This window comes from Desulfitobacterium sp. (assembly GCF_034927245.1).
Classification (GTDB): domain Bacteria; phylum Bacillota; class Desulfitobacteriia; order Desulfitobacteriales; family Desulfitobacteriaceae; genus Desulfitobacterium_A.
In genome coordinates, this window is record NZ_JAYFQK010000010.1 from 1 (window position 1) to 19,239 (window position 19,239).

A 19,239-nucleotide genomic window follows, 5' to 3' on the forward strand; every position below is an offset into this window, starting at 1 on the left:
CTTGGCTAGAACCCAAGGTTATCACATTCGCGCAGCCTCTTAATTTCTTGCAAATCTAGATTTTTAAGTCATCAACCGATGGCTTGCTTTGCTGTGCTCACTTGATTTTGCTGGTACCCCTAACTGATTATTTCAGACTTGGGTCCTACTTTTTTAACGGCTTCACTGATCGGTATTTTGCATACGCTTACCTTTAAGGGAATGAATTTAATCCCCGGATATGGTTCAAATTTGCCTACTCAGCTTTGGATCGTCCAAAGTTATCTTATTGCCTTGGCCTTCTTATTTTCAATATTGTTCTTCGATAAAAAAGCCCCTTATTGTATCGTTTTAGTTTCGACCTGTGTTATTTCCCTGGGGTTAACGATTCTTTGCTTTGCCCGTCTTTTCCCAACTTGCTATATTGACGGTCAAGGGCTTACCCTTTTCAAAAAAGTCAGTGAATATATTATTATCACCATTTATTTATTGTCATTATTGGTTTTATCGAGGATGAAAAAGCTCGAGCCTTCCTTCTATAAGCGAGTTGTTGCAGTCATTTGTCTATTTACTCTCTCCGGTTTCTGTTTTACACTCTATAGCGATGTCTATGGTATCTATAATTTCCTGGGACATTATATTAGAGGTTTGGCTTTTGCGATTATATTCTTATCCTTGCTCTATGATTTGATTCTGCCTCCGTATAATGAAATACTCTATGACAGCACCCATGACAAACTTACCGGACTTTATAACCGTAAATACTTTTTCCATATGCTGGAGGATAGCGAATGGACCTCCCCGGGAGTTATAGTTTTTGATATCAATGGACTAAAGCTGGTTAATGATACCTTTGGATTTGCTGAGGGAGACCACCTGATCAAAAAAGGCAGCCGAAATTATAAGCTCTTGTGCCGCAAACGGAACCATGGTTGCTTATACAAGCGGGGGCGAATTCGCTCTTATTGTTAATAACGCAGATCATAAATGTATCGATTCGATCATGACCCAGTTTCATAAAAACATGAACCGTTATAATATGGGCAATCCACACCTCCCCTTGAGCTTCTCGCATGGTTTTTTCATAAGTGATAACACCGAAAAAGAAATGTTTAATATTTATCAAAAAGCCTTGGATAACATGCATCTTGAAAAATTGCTGAACAGTAACAGCAAGTGCAGCACAATCGTTAAAACCCTGCTGAAAACCTTAGAGACAAAGGACATGACCACTAAAGATCATGTGGATAGAACGGCTAATCTGGCAGCAGTATTAGCCCTTAAAAGCGGCATACCGGAAAATAGACTGAACCAAATTGTTCTGTTGGCTGAGTTTCACGACATTGGTAAAATCGGAATTTCGGACAATATCCTTCTAAAAGCAGGTCCCCTAACTCCAGAGGAAAGACTCGCTATCCAACAACACTCTAAACTGGGATATGAGATAGCCATTGCTTCCATAGAGCTGGCTCCGATATCTGATTTCATCTTAAAGCATCACGAACGCTGGGATGGTAAAGGTTATCCCTTTGGTCTAAAAGGTGAAGAGATTCCTCTTGAATGTCGTATTATATCTATTATTGACAGTTATGATGCAATGAGCAACGATAGACCTTATCGCAAGGCCTTAAGCAGAGAAGAAGTCATTACAGAATTAGAGAAATGTTCCGGAACTCAGTTCGATCCCGAGCTTGTAAAGATGTTCCTGGGAATCATATAATAAATGTTAAAAATCCTCCTTCACCGCTTCTAACCAAAGGGTAAAGGAGGATTTATTTATTGTTAATAAATGTGTTGACCGAGATATATTGATACAATGCACCATTTTTGTTGGCTATAGGGTTTTCGTTAACGAGCAAGGGTATCGTTAACGGGCAATACGTATATAAGCTTTCTTCGACATGCGGTTTCGCCTTTATACATAGAACCCCTCGATCTATCATCTGATTGTGTTAATCGCACTAAAGCACTGTGCCGCAGCAGTCGCATGCGGCACTTTCCACACCGTCAAATTCGTTTCTGGTTAAGGTTGCGGAGACATAGCTGTTGCATTTTGGGCAAAACGGTACGCCACCGCAGGGAATACAATCGCTTCGATATGCCGCTCCATAATTCGGGTCATTAGGGTTGTCGCATATCACCGCCAGATGGGGTGTCTTTTTGCCGCAGCGACTGCAATGTTCCAAACGAAGCTCCGTGCGCTTTCCCGCATAACGCCCGACGACTTTGCCCTGCCCACAGTGGATGCAAAAGCCGTCATCGCCGAATGTGTGCTTTGTAGCTCCACAGACCTTGCATTTACAGCCATCCCAAACATGGGGTTCTGATTTACGACAGTTGGTACAGTAATGGAGTTTATCGTCACCAGCACGCCAGTGATGCCCTTCGTCGCGCACCTCGCCGCAACGGACGCATTTACAGCCATTCCAGTTATGGCCTTGCTTTTTGCATTTGAGCTTTCCGAATAAATTCATAGCGCCCTCCAAACTTCTTATTTGTCGCCACGGACACCTCCGTGGAAAATGCCTTCGTCGGCATTAGCGTCGTATTCCTGCCGCCGAATCTCGTCATTTGAAAGAGACCTGCTCTTCTTACGTTCTTCAATTCTTGCGCGTATATCATCGATTGCCTTTGTTTGTACACCGCGCTCGTATAGCAAATTCAATATACGTTCTTCTTTTTCCGAAAGCTGCTGACGCTTAGCAGCAATCACATCATAAGCAATCACATTATAGATGTGATCGGTTAATATAATCTGCGGTAAAATATCTCCATGTAGGGAAATAAGCGTTTCAAACATATCCAGAATTCCTTCTTCAGTGCTTCTGGTTCGCAGATCTCTTGACAAATAATACTTACCACATTTGGTACAGAGCTGAAGATCGGTGGCATCGCCGTCAACATAAACATAGGAGTGCTTTTCGTTTCCGCATCTCACACATTTGCACCCATCAAAGGTACATTCAATGCTGCGCCTTTTACCGCAGACTGTGCATTTTTCGGCACATTGACCCTCTATCAATTGCCATTGATGCTCGATTGTTTCTGTAGTTCCGCAAACACGACAGCGCCGGGAGCATTTATTGGACAGACGCTCCCATTTATGCCCGAAAGCTTTACAGAGAAATCCCATATTGTTACCTCCTCGTAAACCAAGCCAAAAGCCTATATATCTTTAACCCCGATAAAAGCAAACACGCCGGATGCGATACCGATAAAGATAAGATGTCCGAGCGCAATCCAACCGTCGCCGTAAGCGTCGTTCCAGATGTTAATTGCAAACACTACAGACACCGCACCACCTGTGAGTATCGCACAGAGGACAGCAAGCACAGTGTTACCATTCACGTCGCTCCATTGCGCTATCTTGTTCTCAACCCACGTCACAGCGATATAGGCGGCGATAAAAGCGGCGTAGAAAAGCAAAATCAACGGACCCGCATTTTGTGTCCATTCCTCGATTCTGAATGATAACGGCGGCGCATATCGGAAAAGTACAAAGCCGAGTGCGGCGCTGATGAGCAGTAAGGCAACCCACCCGATAATCTTCCTCAAATAATACATTTTTGTTTTCCTCTCGCAATCGGCAGAACTCTACAATTCCTCAATCCAGTATGTGATGGATATTGTATTTAGCTCGGTATTGCTCATTTTCATTCGTTCATTTTGCAGCATCTCTTTTGCTTTTTCTTCCGCCTCGGTGTATGTGCCTGAAAAAAGCAGTTTTGTTTGCAGATAGCTGTAATAGTCCGAGTCATCCGAGACATAGTCGGGCGCATCGCACGCGCTTCCTATCGTGATACTATACGTCTTGCGCGGTTCCGTTGTTTTAGCTGTCATTTGCCTTTCCTCCTAAATTACCATCCGTGTGTATATGTGCTTGCCGAGCCGAATACAATCTTTGCATTTGGGCAGTTAGAAAACGGCTCGTTTCCGATGATTGGGCGCATAAATTGATAGCTGATGTATACCTTCTCCAAAAGCGGGCAGTTGCAAAACGCACCGTCCTCAACAACGATGCCGCCGGAGAAGGAACGAATCTCGATTGTCTTCAGATTTGCACAACTATCAAAAGCCCCGGCGTGTATCGTCACTGTTTCACGCTCTTTACAGCCGTACAACAAATTCTCAAGCCTTTGGCAGCCGGTGAAGCAGCCCTTGAGGAAATGCGGCATGTAATTCAAAGTAAGTCCGCGATATTCTTCGTCAGCATAACGTACCGGCGCTCTTTTGTTTCCCGTTGCAATAAAACCGTGTTTTAGAAGTCGCTCTATATCAATTTTATCAAGCCCCGGCTTCTTTGAAAACAATCCCATGGTAACCTCCTCGAATAAGCCATTCTTTTACCCACTCTCAATAACGCTTAACGAACCATTAATGCGAATCGCAAGTATCAAGCGCCAATTTCAGCTTATCAAAACGGTCAACGAACCAATCATAGCACTCAGTCTGTTGCTCGGTGGCAAAGTAGTCTATATCTCTACTGTGAATAATTCGCCTCTGCACACTACTGCTTCTACTTGTATTCCAATCGAAATTATAACCACACAGGGACTCTATTTCGGCTTTCTTTTGCTCAAGGCGCTTGAAAGCGTCGATGTTGTATGTGTATATAAGAATGCGAGCCGTATGTCCTTGGGTAATAGTAAAAGAGATGTGGTAATCATGACCGTTTGAAGGAACGTCGTACCAATTCTGCCCCGCAGGTTTTCTTGATGCAATGTCACTTCTGTTAATCGAATTACAGTAATCGGCAAATCCAATCCAAAAACTCAATTGCTTTTGGGATAGATCGAAACCGTCCGTAAAATACCCATTAGCATCTTGTGTAGACGATTTTTGCGCCGGTATTGTTGGCATCACATCATCAGGTATTTCAGGCGGCACACTGCGTCCATCAAACAGGAATTCGAGATGCAGAATGGCTGTTTTTTGCACATCGTCGCCAAACGATATGTTCCAGCGATTTTCGATAAATGTCAACAGCTGTATTCCACGGTCATAAATATGCTGCGCATCCCAATCGGCTTCTTTTGAGACTTCAATCTCTGAGTGAGAGCCGTTCTCATACCCGCGACGACCGGGCTTGGAATGTTTCTTCTCATCAAAGCAATCATTCTGAAGCGAGGAATTGATGCTCTGCGATAATGGCAAAAGATTTCCGAGTGACCCAGCAAGGGTCTTCTTTTCGGCATCGCTGAACTGCCTGAACTGATTTTTCCAATACCACACGGTTGGGTTCTGCGGAAAAATGTGCTCAATGGAGAATTTATCCTTTTCCACTGTGGTAAAAAGACGCCAATCTACCTTTTGCAGCTTGCACTGCTGTCCAAGCGAAAACTCATACTCGTAGAGCATATACTTCAGATCGCGCCATGCGTAAAAGCCGTCGCCGGAATTAAAGCGGCGGTTATTTCGGGCAATAAAATTCAGAACCGCTTCATTGTTATTTTTATCTGAGCGGTCATTTAGCTCATCAGTTACAGACTGCAGAGTGATTTCTCCGTCGTAAATGCTTTTTGCTTTGCTGTAATAAACGCTGCTTGCGTAGCTGGACTGGAAAGAAGCCAGACGAAAACACAGGAAAATGAATCGCTCAACAGCGGAGAAGAAGGCAATTCGTTCATCTGCCGTCGCTTTTGATGACGGCATTATCGCAGCGGTTACCAGCGGTCGGAAATACCCGATACCGATGCGGTTAAGACGACCGATCCATATTTTCTCGTCGGGAGTTAATGTATCGCTCTCTTCAGGGAAAAACGTATAATACCAGTATTCGGCAGTTTCCTTCAGGCTATTAACATATTTGCTGATTTCGGAAGGTTGTAGCTTTGACTTTATTATGATTTCCGGCTCATCCGGCGTGGCCACATCATCATCGTCATCGGAAGCATCGTCATCAGTGGAAACGAGAAGGTCAGGCTCGTCCTGTGCGGCGACAGCTACCTTTTCAAAAATACTCTTGGCAGAGAACTTTGAAAGCAGGAATTTTATGTAGTCGTCGCCTTTTTTACGGGAGTATGTGAAATACATAATCCAGTGATGTCGCAGAAACTCATCATCAGATAAAGGCGCAGACTGGTTACGCCCAAGCTGATAATAGACTTCTTTCCATGCCTCATTGATGTCATGCCGAAGCTGCTCTTTATCACGCTTATCCAATTGACCTTCATCAAACAACGTCGTCAGGTAGATCAGACGGTTCTTGAGCAGTTCTAGATTTGTCAGACGCTTGCCGCGATTGTTCATTGTCTCGAAAGCGACGAACACATCGTAGTCGTCCTCGATTTCGTGCAGATTGAACATCAGATGAAGCGTGAGTTTACGGTACAGGCTCTCAATCCCGCTTGTACCCTCGCTTTGGTAAAGCGCATCAATATTCTCAGCAAAGAACCCCTTTGCGAACTTCAGGTTTTTCGTATAGTAGGTTTCAAAGATGGTGCCGCCAAACGGCTCTTCAAACACTTTATACTTCAGATAATCCGCGCTGGGATTATCTGTCTCATAACCGAACAGGTATGTGGTAATCAGGTTTTGTGGCGGACGTTTCCGCAGAATGTATTTTGCTTTGATGTCACGCAGCGATTCAAAGCCGATGAAAATGTCCTCGTCAGACTTTTTTACGTTGTCCGGCAGCTGTTGCACAAAGGAAACTAACTCGAACATCAGAATGGAAAAGGTGGTCAAGCGCTGCTGCCCATCGACCACATGAAACGGCTTAAATCCGCTGTCGAGCAGCCATTCGTCACCATCCCATGACTTTACATCCTTGCGGGAAAGCGGTTTCAGCGACAGCAAGCCGGTGTAATGATATCTGTCCTCTTGCAGATTCATCAGGTCATCCCAGAAGTCAGCAAGTTGCTCACGCTTCCACGCATAGCCGCGCTGATAATCAGGTATTCTGAAAAGCCTGTTCTGAAATAGTATTGATAACGAGTGTAGCTCATTCATAATGCTTACCTTCTCCCGTGAACACCTTAGTGCTAATCTAAGTTTTTCAATGATATGCCATCCGAAGTTTTCCACAGTTCGTTTCCGCTCAAGCTCGCACCGCCGACAAACGCGGCAGCGGCAGAGGGGCTTGAGAAAAGGATATCCTCTGTGAGAATGTGATCGGCATTAATCTTATCCTTATAACGTTCGCGCAGTTTTACTGCGTTTTCAGGACAGCTCTTTTGCAGCCCTTCAACGACCGCACTTCCTTTGAGGACAACAAACCCTTCACTGGTACGGCGACCAGTAGCTTTGAGATTGGTACGATTGAAGTAAAGCAACGGCTCGTCGGCAGGTACAGTTGAAACCTCAGTCGTAGGCTTTACCGCAGCAACCGGCTCGAAAACTCTGTGCCCCAGCGTTCCCATGACAATGCGGGCATAATCGACGAATTCTTCAAGCTCGCTTTCTTTTTCCTCTGTGATATTACCGTGCGTCGGGTCGTTCCCATTTTTCACATCATAGCGCTTTGCCGCGAACGCAAGCCCGCAGAAGCGATTTTCGAGATAGCTTATTTCTGTCGGGCCGAAAGAGTTATTAGATGTTGTGAAAACAATAGCCTCTGTCCAGTAGTCTTTATCGGGATTGCGTTTGTGTTCCAACAGACGGTAAAGCAAGCCCTCTCCGTTTTTGCGAGCGCCAGCTTGTCCTATATATACGACGTTGTTTCCAGTTTGGTCGGATGTACCAAAGAGGAAATAGACGCCGCTTTGCTTCAGGTCATCACGCTCCTTGCACAAATCCAAAGCTGTGCGCGGAATCTTATAGGCGACGCCAGTCCAGTTTGCAAGCGTGCATTTGATTCGTCCGCCCGGCTCGCCGTCCATTAAAAATAGATTGATGCTTTTCCCTCGCATGGCCATAGTGCGCCTCCTCGTTTTAAACTTGTGGATGAACTGAATCTCCGCCGGGACGGTAAGTAGAATTGAACACCATATCCAATAGCCATTTTTTGAAAGACTGATTATTACTATTCCTCATATCGTCTTGGAAAGCGGTATACAGTTCCATCCCACTCGACATTGTTTTCATAATTGCTTCAAACACAGCACGGTCGCTTTCGTCGCGGGCGTTCTGTGCGTCAGAATAGCGCATGGCGTTTTGATACGCCTCATCGTTTTTAACGATGTCAGGCAAATCGGCAATCTGACGCTTGATTTTGTCCTCGTCCGTCCAGTCGCAATTTCCCCATATGTCATGGAAGGTGGCGATAATATGGGTAAGTGTGTCCATTTCCGGCACGGGAATCCCGACATCAGTTTTTACAGGAATAGCGTCGATTTCAGCATCTTCATCGGCAAGCCGAATAGCTATTGTGTCCTGCGCGACCACACGATAGCTTTCCAAATCGACATCCTCGATTATTTTACGGACATCATCTTCCTCAGACTGCGGGCGCGGGAGCTTTGCAACAAGCAAATTTAGAAAGATGGACAATTTTTCCCAATTATGTGAGCCATAAGGCAGAATGGACGAAAGAAAATTATATGTACGCACAAACGTCTTTGCACTGCTCTTAAAGGCAATCTGGTCTTCAAGGTCAAGTGCTTTATATGCCTCCACGCAAACATCTATGATTGGGTCGAGCTTTTCTCTCGGTGCGTTTCCTAAGTACAGACCGACAAAGGTTTCTATCTGGTCTTGCGTGTATACCTGCATCGGTTCCATCGTGTCAATGAGGTCGTTCAGCTTATTCGCATCGGTTTCGCCGGAAAGAACCGTGGTTTTATAATACCGCTCAAAAGCTTGCTGGATATCAGCCGGGTCGTTGGCAAAATCCAAGACGAAAACATCATTTTTCCCGCTGTAGCAGCGGTTAAGGCGCGAGAGGGTTTGAACCGCTTTAATGTCTGCAAGCCCCTTGTCCACATACATTGTGTGGAGCAGCGGCTCGTCGTAGCCAGTTTGGAACTTGTCGGCGACGACAAGAATGCGGTATGGGTTGTGCTTGAATTTTTTCTCGATTTGCGAACTGGGGAAGCCATTTATTTTTGCTTCGTTCAACGTTTGACCGTTGTAATTGGCATCGCCGGAAAAAGCCACGATAGCGCGATATTGGCTTCTTCGCGCCTGTAGTGCCTCGGTAATTGCGTAATAGTATTCTATGGCACGTTGAATGCTGCTGGTTACCACCATTGCGCGACCTTGACCGCCTATTTTGTTTTTAACCGAATTGTGGAAATGCTCGACGATGATGCCAGCTTTCTCCTTGACGGCATACGGCTGGTTTTCGACATAAGACCGTAACACACTCTGCGCTCGTTTCTTATCGAATAGAGGGTCGTCAGCGGCGGTCTTCACAATGTGGTAGTAACTCTGATATGGCGTGTAGTATTTCAAAACATCAAGGATGAAATGCTCCTCGATGGCCTGTTTCATCGTATAAACATAGTGCGGCTCTGATTTTTTTGTGCCGTCCTCGTTCAGAATAGGATTGCCGTTTTCGTCGACGATGGTCTTGCCGAACATTTCCAGCGTTTTGTTCTTCGGCGTGGCAGTAAAAGCAAAGTAGCTGGCGTTCTGCGCCATGCGCTTTCCTTCGATCAGACTGTTAATCTTGTCTTCAAGCTCGTCGCCATCGTTATAAACATTGCCGGAGAGGACAATGTTCATCTTTGCAGAGAGGCTACCGTTCTGGCTGGAATGTGCCTCGTCGATGATGATGGCAAATTTCTTGTGCTTGTAGGCGTCGGAGATGTCATTGAGAATGAACTGGAATTTGTGGACGATGGTAATAATAACGCGCTTCCCATCATCAAGCAGTTGCCGCAGTTCACCTGAGTCCTTCGCCCAACCGACAGTGGAAGACACCTGCATGAACTGACGAATCGTGTCTTTTATCTGCTTGTCGAGGTTGATACGGTCGGTGACAACGATAATCGTATCAAACACCTGACCGTTGGCGTTTTTAAGTGTAACGAGCTGATGCGCCAGCCACGCGATAGAATTCGATTTGCCCGAACCGGCGCTGTGCTGAATAAGATAACGATGACCGGCACCATCCCTTGCTGCATCGGCCAGTAGCGCTTTGACAACATGAAGCTGGTGATAGCGTGGGAAAATCTGCTTATATGATTTCTTGCCTGTGTCCTCGTCCTTTTCCTCGATGACCTGTGCGTAGTTTTCGAGAATGTTGGACAACTCCGGCTTTGTCAGTATCTGCTTCCACAGGTAGTCTGTTTTAATGCCGCCGAGATTCGGCGGATTTCCAGCACCGTCGTTAAAGCCTTTGTTGAACGGCAGGAAGAAGGATTTCTCGCCTTTAAGTTCCGTACACATACGGATTTCGCTGTCATCAACAGCAAAATGCACCAGACACCGCTTAAAACTGAAAATCAGTTCAGCCGGTGACCTATCTTTTTTGTACTGTCCTTCGGCATCCGAGACATTCTGTTTTGTGAACTGATTTTTCAGTTCAAATGTCATGATGGGCAGACCGTTGACGAATACCGCCATATCAAGGGCAAGGCGACCGTATTCCTTGGAATATTGAAGCTGCCGCGTAACACTGAATATGTTTTTGTCGTACAGCGCTTGGGCGTCGCGATTGCCCTCCGACGGCAAAACCATATACATTTCCAGAGTACGGTGTTTGTATTTGAAGCCCTTGCGCAGAACTTCAACAACACCGGAATCCGACAGCTTTTTACTGAGGCGGTCAAGAAATTTCTTTTTCTCCGTCTCCGATTCCAAAATACGCAGTTCGTCCATATAGGGCTTTTGCGTATCAAGCAAAAAGCGGAACAGCCGCGTCTCATCGATTGCGTACTCCTGATTATAATCGCCGTTGTTGCCTTGCTCGTAGTGATTTTGATTCACGAGCCAGTCGACGATAAGAGTTTCAAACCCGTTTTCTCTGGTGTTGGTCGGCATCTTTATTCTACCTCCTCATCTGCAGCTTCGCTGTTATCTTCATACGAATTTTCGTCGTTTTCCTCTTCATCAATGGAATCGTCGGCTTCCGGCTCATACTGCGGTATTTCGACATCACGGACGTTCACCTTGCCGGTTACGACATCAGAGATGGTCTTCGTGCGTAGCTCTTGGACAAGTGCAATCTCATCTTTAATTCCCGCAATCATCTGCTCGATTTTTGCTTGTTGTTCGCGACAATAATCCACGATTTCTTGCTGTTCATCCAACGGCGGCAGCGGTATAACCATTCTGCGAATATCAGCATACCCTATGCTTTGGCGGACACCTCCGCCCATACCGTAAAAGACCTTGGAAACATCGTAAGCGTGTAATAAGTAATAGAGGTATTCTGGCAAGATGTTATCTCTTGCCTTTAAGCAGGTGTAAGCCGATGTGATGATGCCGGTTTGTGTGGACAATCCTACTCGTAAGCTCTTGTGGTCATTTTGCAAATCTGTAAGACGCAGAATAACATTACCATCGTGAACAATCTGATAAGTGTCAAATGACGATGGGAGAAGCCCTTCTGCTGTGTTGATGTCCTTGTTTACTATCTTGCCATAGCTCAACGAGAGCAGGTTTTGATGGCGAACTGACTTGTTGGATAGATTTTGTTCTGTAGCACATTGAAAGAGTGTGATTTCACTCCAATGCGCTGGAATTGTTTGTATCCATTCAACAGAACTGTCCCGTTTATTAGCGGTCCGGTGCGGTCCATGAAGGACAACAGTGCATATCAATGAGTTTTTAAGCTCTATCAACAGTTCAATTTGTCTCCGCTTTTCCTTGATGAAATGCGCCATCTCAGACGTTTTCCAATCCAGAAAACGTACAATCTGATCTTGTTCGTCGCGAGGAGGGAACGGGATTTTGGTCGACATAAATGTTGGCATTTTAATAACATTTCGCAAGCCAGTATAGAGCGATTTGAAGGCTTTTATGTTATCGAAAGCTATGTAATAGAAACACAAATAGTCGGGATTAATCATGTTTCGTATTTCAAACACATTGTATGCACCAGTTATCATACCATGGTCATGGGATATTCCTACCGTTCTTGGAGTTTCTTCGACATCAAACAAGCAGAAAACTATATTTCCGGGCATCACAATTTTGTATGAATCAAAGCTGCTTGGAAATTTTCCTTTGCCCGATGATATATCCCGGACTATGACGCCTTGCTTGGTTAAAGAAAGAAGCTGGTATGTGTCGGATTTCTCTCCGACCTTCATTTTATTCTCAATTAAGATGTTTCTATTCCGCAAGTATTGCCAATGACACGGAATCTGCTTTATCCATGGCAATTCAGAAGACTGATATGAGTCATATGAATTCAGCATCACAAAACACCTCCAATAATTGAGGATAGCAACCCATCGGTGTTTTCCTCAATATTTTGTATGTCATTAATGATGTCTCTCGCATTTCGGAGTTCGATCGGCATATAAAAGTATTTATTGAAACTTAACTCATAACCGACAACTATACTTGTTTCGTCAACCCATGCGTCTGTTACATACGGGTGTACTTCGTTTTCAAAGAAAGCCGATATGCCGCCTTCATAGAGCAGAGGAACTTGAGCGGTTTCTTTTAGGTTTTTGTCCGATTCAGGACTCCCGTCCGTGTTCAGTACTGGCTCTGCATCTTCACTGATAGATGTAAAGAGTTTTTTTATCAATCCAATGCGTGCAGCGGTAAGCTTCAAATTCAAGCTGCCAGCAAGTTCATCAAGCTGTTGCATGAAATCGTTATAATTGTGCCATTCTTGGGTGCCGAGCTTTTCTTTTGCTGCAATCATTAATTCCTTTATTACAGCGTCCTTGCCTTTTGACGGAAGGGATTCGATTCCGGCATCAGTAATCCGTATGGTAAGCCGTAAAGGACGATGAATATCAACCGACCAATATCCAAACTCAGCGTTTTCAAATACCTTACTATATTGTGCGGGCGCTGAGTCGAAAGCAAGATACCAGCCGAGAATTTGTCTATTTATTTCGGGCGTAAGCTCGCAGTTCTTATCTCCTAGGTTTTTTCTTAAGGCCGACTTCATGCTTGTTGCATCAATCAACTGTACTTTACCCTTACGGCGATCTTCTTTTTTATTCGTTACGATCCAAAGATAAGTGCTTATTCCGGCACGGTAAAACATATTTTCCGGCAATGCAACAATGGCCTCCAACATATCCTGTTCGATAATATATCGGCGCAGGTTGCTCCACCCAGAACCTGCTTTTCCTGTAAACATTGCCGAACCACTATGTACTTCGACGATGCGGCTTTTAAGTCCCGGAGACCTTTTCATTTTGCTTATATTGTTCGCAAGAAAAAGCATTTGAGGATCGCCAATGTCAGGGACAAGCGAAAACTCAGGATTTCCATCATATTCAATAATAAAACGCGGGTCTGAGATATCATCCTTTTTGATATCTCCCCATGCTTTTAACTCGGACTTCCACGACGTACCAAATGGCGGATTCGAGAGCATGAAGTCAAATTCCTCATGGGCAAATCTATCTTCAGATATTGTCGAACCGTACCTTATGTTATTCGCCTGCGCTCCTTCGCCCTTAACGAGCATATCTGCACGGGCAATGGCGTAGGTCTCGTCGGCGTTCTCTTGACCGAACAGCTTTATTGAGACACGTTTACCGCGACGAGCAGCAAGCGTCTGAATATGCTGTTCTCCAACTGTAAGCATACCGCCCGTTCCACAAGCGCCGTCGTAAATGCGGTATGTAGTGCTTTGAATCTGGTCTTGAACCGGAATGAACGCGAGGTCAGCCATCAGCTCCACAATGTCTCGCGGTGTGAAATGGCGTCCGGCGTCGGTGATATTCGTTTCTTCGTTGAACTGTCGGATAACATCCTCGAAGAGCGTTCCCATCGAATGGTTGTCCAACCCCTCTATGCGAACAGTGCCATCATCGTTCAGCACCGGCTCCGTGCTGAAGTTATAGCGAGGGTCAACAAACTTTTCAATAAGCAGCCCTAAGCGATCATGCTCGGAGAGCGTATCAATTTCGTTGCGGATTTTAAACTTGCTCAGAATTTCCTGCACATTCTGCGAGAACCCGTCCAAATATGCGATGAAGTCACGCTTCAGTTGCTGCTGATTGGTGCGGGATTTCAAATCAGTCAGTGTGTAGTCGGAGCGATTGCAAAAAGCCTGACCAGCTATCGTACAAAGCGCCGGGTCAATATCAACCGTAATACCTTTTTTCTCAAACTCTATTCTTTTTTTCACGACATCGTCATGCTTCGGCATAAGAACCGCGTCAAAGCGGCGGATGACAAAGAATGGCAGGATAACCTTGCGGTAATCACCGACATCATATACATCAACAAGGCAATCATTAGCGATGCCCCAAATAAATGCTTTTAACGAATTATAGGTTGTCTGGTTCATGATAAAGAAACTCTCCTGTTCAGTTTTTTTAGACTTAATAATCTGCGTGTTCATCGTTCACCATCTCCATGATGTCGCCGACGTCACACTCCAATGCCTTGCAAATTTTCGCAAGAATGTCGGTGCTGACGTTTTCGTCTTTCCCTAGCTTGGCAAGAGTAGTTGTACTAATGCCTGTTACAGCCCGGAGATCTGTGCGTTTCATGTTCTTATCGATTAGTAGTTTCCAAAGTTTTTTATAGCTCACAGCCATGCTTCTTGCCTCTCTTTCGGTAGCAGTTCAAAGCGTGTTTTCACCACGACACAATATAACCACTATAAATATATCAGTAATATGCGAAAATGTCAATATCTTATCCGAAATGCAAGATATAATATTTGATTTATCGCATAAGTTATGCAACCGACAAACACACGTTGTGGGCACATGAGCAGATGTGAATTTTTCCCGAATTTCTGCGAACCTATTGACAACTCCATAATTATGGCGTATTATATATGCAGATTAGCGAACACGCTTAATCACAACGAGGAGGTTTCATTGTGGATACAAAATTTGGAGAATACGTAAAAGCGAAAAGAATGGAGAAAGGGGTCAACCTCAGAAAGCTCGCTGAACTGCTTGGTATCGTCCCCGCCTACATGAGCGACATCGAAAAGGGACGGCGCTACCCGCCAGACAAGGACAAACTGTATAAAATCGCCGAAGCACTGCATCTCACAGAGAGCGAAACGAACGAGATGTTTGACTTGGCAGCACTTGCAAAAGAAAACACAGTTTCACCTGACCTGCCCGAATACATCATGGGAAGCGAGAAAGCTCGTGTTGCTTTGAGGATTGCTCGTAATATTAATGCCGATGATGAAGACTGGCAGAAGGTTATCGAAATGCTCGAAGCGAAGGAAAAAGGAGACGCTGACAATTGATATACTATGACCTTTCGCCGTCTCAACTCGAAGGCCAGGCAATCAAACTGACGGAGGACTTTGATCGAGAACGGCTTATTCGCCCCAAGCCGATCGACGTTTACGATGTGGTCGATTTTATAAACTGTACGCCCGACTGGATTTATCTTACCCCTGACCAGTCATATCTTGGATTAACTGCGTACAATGAAGGCTATTGGTGGGCATGGCCTGAACCTTATTATAAAGACGGGATGATGCCCAATAAAATCGCTGTTCATGCCGGAACGATTCTGATTGACCGAACCATCAGCGAAGGCGATAACCGTGGTGTAGAAAACTTCACAGTAATACATGAATGTTTTCATCAAATCATTCACCCTCGCTGTTTTCGAACCAAGTCGGCAAACTATCAGCATTTTTGTCAGAAGAAGGACTTCCGTGCCGAATCCGGCAAACGAAAAGGAATGACCGCGATTGAGCGGATTGAGGCACAAGCCAACTATTGTGCCGCTGCTTTTCTCATGCCGAAAGAAGCTGCTGAAAAAGTCTTTATAGAAAAGGCAGAATTGTCGTTGCTCCCTGCCTCGCCTATGAAAATCAATGTCAGTATTGATTTTATCATCCGCGAGATGGCAGAAATGTTCAGCGTGAATTACTCGCCGATGAAATATAGACTTCAAAATTTGGGGCTTCTTTCACGTGAAGAAGTCTCGATTGAGGAGTACCTTTGTAACTAGCACTGGGAATGTGCGTTTATATGTGCGTTCCCTCTTTTTTACCTATAGTGTAGTAAATAAGCGAACAAGCGTGTTTACAACATAATAACACAAGGAGGACGAGTTATCAATGGAAAAAAGCACGATTTACCGATGTATCAGGAAATGTCCGATTAATAAGCACTGCTTTGTTTTGAAAGTGCCAGGCCAACTGCAACAGCCTCTGCCTGTGCTTGTCAAATGCGAAGCTGCAAAAGGGAAAGATATTCCGATGGTGATTGGCGGTAGACCGCCTTAACAAAATAAAATTACTTGCAAATAAGCCGCTATGACGTGCTACATTGCAGAATTTTTCAGACGCAAGTTTGGAGTTCTCTGCGCACGTCATGGCGGTTTTTCTTATAGATAATTCGTATGAAGGGAGGGCTGTTATGGACAATGTTGTTCTTGAAGAGATACGGAACGTAGACGGCAAAAAAGTTTGTCGGGTAGACGCCAAGCACAAGCTCATCGAAATTGTACAAAAAGGCATACGGACTCTAATTCATTTCCGCGACGATGGAACTTTAGAGATTAAAAACGAAAAGGTCGCTTAACCACAACTGAACATCCGCCAGAACGCTTGGACGGCAGTGCGGAACTTTACTTCTCTCAGGAGAGGTGGGTTCTACTGCCGTCCATTTCTGTTTTGTGCGGATTGGCTGGCTCTGGCGGATTTCAGAATTTTTGAAATTCAAAGGAGCTATGAACAATGCTTATTACATGGAAATTCGCAGACGGTACCACATCCGAAGTTGAGGTCAACGAGGAAATCGGCAGCTACATAACCGCGTCGCGGCGCGAGGAAAGCAATCTTGACCGCAAGGAGCGCTATCACAGCTATTCACTCGACGCCATCGATTATGAGGGGCTGGAGTACGCGACGGACACTACCCCCGAAACCGAAATGTCAAGCAGGGACGATGCCGCTCAGGTTAATGCCGCGCTGGACAAGCTCTCGGAAACGCAGCAGCGCCGATTGCTGATGCTTGCGGACGGGCTTTCAATACGTGAAATTGCCCGCCGTGAGGGTGTCGATCATCGGGCCATACGCGAATCAATCGATGCCGCAAGAAAGAAATTTAAAAAGAATTTCTAAAACACCTCCCCAAAACAGCTTCCTTTTCTCCGTATACCGAGGGACAGGCAACACCGTCCCTCGGAAAGGACGGATAGGAAAATGAAGCACAACCTGAAAATCAGCGTTTCAAAGAAGCCCACCGAGGACGGCGTCGTCAGATGTCAGCGTGTCACAATGCGGGAACGGTTGCTTCGTCATTTGTTCGGCGAAAAACGCCGCGTGATGGTTATCGTTCCCGGCGACACCGTTGAGTGCGTTTCCATTACGGAACTGCCGGACGGGGGTGACGAAAGCCGATGAAAAAAGACACTGCTCCGCTGCTTCCAATGCCAATCAAGGCAAAGCCCTACGCGCATCAGGTCGCCGCATTCAATTTCGTTTGCGGGCTGTTCGGTCTGGTTTCGACGGGAGGTGATTCCGATGACGAAGGTCACGGTGAAATGCGCCCTGTGCGGGAAAGCATTCCAGCGGTCGGAAAGCCAAATCCGTGAAAACAACTTCTGCTGCCGGGAGCATTTTTACAAATGGAACTCGCAGCGAATGACCGAGTACAACCGCACGGATAACCCCATGAACAAGCCCGGTGGCATGATGGAGTCGCGTGTTAAGCGGAGTCGCAAGCTCCGTGGTACCGGCGAAGGAAAGGCGTATCCCAAGCTGCTCGGCAAACACGCGCACCGCAGAATTGCCGAAGCCATACTCGGCAGACCGCTCAAAAAGGGCGAGGTTGTCCACCACATCGACGGCAATAAGCTCAACAACGACCCCGCAAACCTTGAGGTGCTCCCGTCACAGTCGGAGCATTGCAAAGTACACGGTTTCGGGAAGAAGAAAGGCAGGTGATGTAAATGAATATTTCCAGAAGTCAGGGCGTCGCTCTCCTAATGGAAATGGGTTAGCACCGGGAAAACGCTGGTGTCTATCGCCGCAGCAGGTGCGCTGTATAACGCCGGACGCATCAAACGAGCGCTGGTCGTAGCACCGTTGTCGGTCGTCGGCGTATGGGACGAGGAGTTCGGCAAGTTTGCCGCTTTCGATTACACGCTCGCCGTGCTTAAGGGCAGCGGCGAGAAGAAGGCAGATACGCTCCGGCACATGATCGGCGATGCGCTGCAGGTGGCTGTCATCAACTACGAATCAGCGTGGCGTTTAGAAAAGGAGCTTACGGCATGGCATCCCGACCTGATCATCGCCGACGAGGGGCACAAAATCAAGACGCACAACATCTCGGCGTCCAAGGCGATGCACCGGTTGGGCGCAGCGGCAAAATACCGGCTGCTGCTGACGGGAACGCCGGTCACGAACAAGGCAATCGACGTCTTCTCCCAGTACAAGTTCCTCGACCCGCGCATCTTCGGACAGTCGTTTTACAGCTTCCGCAACACCTATTTTTACATGACCGGCTACGGCAATCACACGCCGGTGCTCAAAAAGTCGATGGAGCCGGAGTTGACCCGCCGTATGCACAGCATCGCGTTTCGGGCGACAAAGAAGGACTGCCTTGACCTGCCGGAAACGACCGACATCATCCGCAAGGTCGAGCTGGAGCCGAGAGCGGTGAAGCTCTACCAAAGTCTCGTGCAGGAGAGCTACGCCGAGCTATCCGAGGGCGAGGTCACCATCACCAACGTGCTCACCAAGCTGCTGCGGCTATCGCAGCTCACGGGCGGCTTCATCGGTAGCGACGAGAGCAGCGCCGCAGAACAGGTATCAACGGCAAAGCTCGACGTTCTGGAGGACATCCTCGACGCGGCAATCGAGGAAAATCGCAAGCTCGTCGTTATCGCCCGCTTCGTGCCGGAGCTTGACGCGATCTGCGCCATGCTCGAAAAGAAGCGTGTCAACTACTCCATCGTCAAAGGCGGCGTAAAAGACCGCGACGAGCAGGTCGCCCGCTTCCAGAACGACCCCGATGTCCCCGTATTTGTCGGGCAGATCGCAACCGCCGGTCTGGGGCTGACGCTCACGGCGGCAAGCACGATGGTCTTTTACTCGCTGGATTACAGCATGAGCAACTTCGAGCAGTGCAAAGCCCGTATTCACCGCGCCGGTCAGCGGATGCCATGTACCTATATTTATCTTACCGCGCAGGGCACGGTCGATGAGAAGGTGCTCAAAGCCCTGAAGAACAAGGCGAACCTTGCCAAGACGCTGGTCGACGATTATCGCTACGGCAACAACCCATTTATGTAAAGGAGCAT

At 46.4% G+C, this 19,239-nt stretch carries 21 protein-coding genes; 10 read left to right on the top strand and 11 right to left on the bottom strand.

What is annotated here, in order from left to right:
* Positions 1-138: 138 nt before the first annotated feature.
* Together VB077_RS02820 and VB077_RS02825 are read left to right on the top strand one after the other, a co-directional pair.
* Complete coding sequence (locus VB077_RS02820; protein ID WP_323413701.1) at positions 139-951, top strand: MASE3 domain-containing protein; 813 nt, start codon at positions 139-141, stop codon at positions 949-951.
* Positions 908-1,699, top strand: a complete 792-nt coding sequence (locus VB077_RS02825) for an HD-GYP domain-containing protein (RefSeq protein WP_323413702.1) — start codon at positions 908-910, stop codon at positions 1,697-1,699. Before VB077_RS02820 ends, VB077_RS02825 begins: the two co-directional genes overlap by 44 nt.
* 241 nt (positions 1,700-1,940) lie before the next feature.
* Here VB077_RS02825 and VB077_RS02830 read toward each other — a convergent pair whose 3' ends face one another.
* The 11 genes from VB077_RS02830 to VB077_RS02880 are packed head-to-tail and all read right to left on the bottom strand — an operon-like array spanning position 1,941 to position 14,546.
* Positions 1,941-2,453: a hypothetical protein gene (locus VB077_RS02830; RefSeq protein ID WP_323413703.1), complete on the bottom strand. Its 513-nt coding sequence runs from the start codon at positions 2,451-2,453 to the stop codon at positions 1,941-1,943.
* A gap of 17 nt (positions 2,454-2,470) precedes the next feature.
* Positions 2,471-3,112: a hypothetical protein gene (locus tag VB077_RS02835; protein WP_323413704.1), complete on the bottom strand. Its 642-nt coding sequence runs from the start codon at positions 3,110-3,112 to the stop codon at positions 2,471-2,473.
* Positions 3,113-3,144: 32 nt separating this feature from the next.
* On the bottom strand, positions 3,145-3,543 hold the full coding sequence (locus VB077_RS02840) for a hypothetical protein (protein ID WP_323413705.1): 399 nt from the start codon (positions 3,541-3,543) through the stop codon (positions 3,145-3,147).
* Between the two features lie 30 nt (positions 3,544-3,573).
* Positions 3,574-3,819: a hypothetical protein gene (locus tag VB077_RS02845; protein ID WP_323413706.1), complete on the bottom strand. Its 246-nt coding sequence runs from the start codon at positions 3,817-3,819 to the stop codon at positions 3,574-3,576.
* Positions 3,820-3,836: 17 nt separating this feature from the next.
* Entirely contained in the window at positions 3,837-4,295 is a 459-nt protein-coding gene (locus VB077_RS02850; protein WP_323413707.1) for a leucine-rich repeat protein, read from the bottom strand.
* Positions 4,296-4,353: 58 nt separating this feature from the next.
* Positions 4,354-6,930: a DUF4268 domain-containing protein gene (locus VB077_RS02855; protein ID WP_323413708.1), complete on the bottom strand. Its 2,577-nt coding sequence runs from the start codon at positions 6,928-6,930 to the stop codon at positions 4,354-4,356.
* Positions 6,931-6,962: 32 nt separating this feature from the next.
* A complete protein-coding gene (locus VB077_RS02860) occupies positions 6,963-7,835 on the bottom strand; it encodes a GIY-YIG nuclease family protein (protein ID WP_323413709.1) in 873 nt (290 codons plus the stop codon).
* Positions 7,836-7,851: 16 nt separating this feature from the next.
* A complete protein-coding gene (locus VB077_RS02865) occupies positions 7,852-10,845 on the bottom strand; it encodes a type I restriction endonuclease subunit R (protein WP_323413710.1) in 2,994 nt (997 codons plus the stop codon).
* 2 nt (positions 10,846-10,847) lie between these two features.
* Entirely contained in the window at positions 10,848-12,227 is a 1,380-nt protein-coding gene (locus VB077_RS02870; RefSeq protein ID WP_323413711.1) for a restriction endonuclease subunit S, read from the bottom strand.
* Positions 12,227-14,293, bottom strand: coding sequence for a class I SAM-dependent DNA methyltransferase (locus tag VB077_RS02875; RefSeq protein ID WP_323413712.1), 2,067 nt, complete (start codon positions 14,291-14,293; stop codon positions 12,227-12,229). Before VB077_RS02875 ends, VB077_RS02870 begins: the two co-directional genes overlap by 1 nt.
* Before the next feature lie 34 nt (positions 14,294-14,327).
* Complete coding sequence (locus tag VB077_RS02880) at positions 14,328-14,546, bottom strand: helix-turn-helix transcriptional regulator (protein ID WP_323413713.1); 219 nt, start codon at positions 14,544-14,546, stop codon at positions 14,328-14,330.
* 290 nt (positions 14,547-14,836) lie between these two features.
* Between VB077_RS02880 and VB077_RS02885 the strand changes: the two genes are divergently transcribed.
* From VB077_RS02885 to VB077_RS02920, 8 genes are all read left to right on the top strand, one after another.
* Positions 14,837-15,220, top strand: coding sequence for a helix-turn-helix transcriptional regulator (locus VB077_RS02885; RefSeq protein ID WP_323413714.1), 384 nt, complete (start codon positions 14,837-14,839; stop codon positions 15,218-15,220).
* Entirely contained in the window at positions 15,217-15,939 is a 723-nt protein-coding gene (locus VB077_RS02890) for a hypothetical protein (RefSeq protein WP_323413715.1), read from the top strand. Before VB077_RS02885 ends, VB077_RS02890 begins: the two co-directional genes overlap by 4 nt.
* Before the next feature lie 109 nt (positions 15,940-16,048).
* Positions 16,049-16,216: a hypothetical protein gene (locus tag VB077_RS02895; protein ID WP_323413716.1), complete on the top strand. Its 168-nt coding sequence runs from the start codon at positions 16,049-16,051 to the stop codon at positions 16,214-16,216.
* Positions 16,217-16,349: 133 nt separating this feature from the next.
* Entirely contained in the window at positions 16,350-16,514 is a 165-nt protein-coding gene (locus VB077_RS02900) for a hypothetical protein (protein ID WP_323413717.1), read from the top strand.
* Positions 16,515-16,669: 155 nt separating this feature from the next.
* Positions 16,670-17,056 (top strand): RNA polymerase sigma factor, encoded by a 387-nt coding sequence (locus VB077_RS02905; protein ID WP_323413718.1) that lies wholly within the window; start codon positions 16,670-16,672, stop codon positions 17,054-17,056.
* Positions 17,057-17,137: 81 nt separating this feature from the next.
* Positions 17,138-17,338, top strand: a complete 201-nt coding sequence (locus VB077_RS02910) for a hypothetical protein (RefSeq protein WP_323413719.1) — start codon at positions 17,138-17,140, stop codon at positions 17,336-17,338.
* Positions 17,339-17,458: 120 nt separating this feature from the next.
* Entirely contained in the window at positions 17,459-17,881 is a 423-nt protein-coding gene (locus tag VB077_RS02915) for an HNH endonuclease signature motif containing protein (RefSeq protein WP_323413720.1), read from the top strand.
* Positions 17,882-17,953: 72 nt separating this feature from the next.
* The gene (locus VB077_RS02920) at positions 17,954-19,231 is read left to right on the top strand and encodes a DEAD/DEAH box helicase (protein ID WP_323413721.1); all 1,278 of its coding nucleotides are present in this window, start codon (positions 17,954-17,956) and stop codon (positions 19,229-19,231) included.
* Positions 19,232-19,239: the final 8 nt, after the last annotated feature.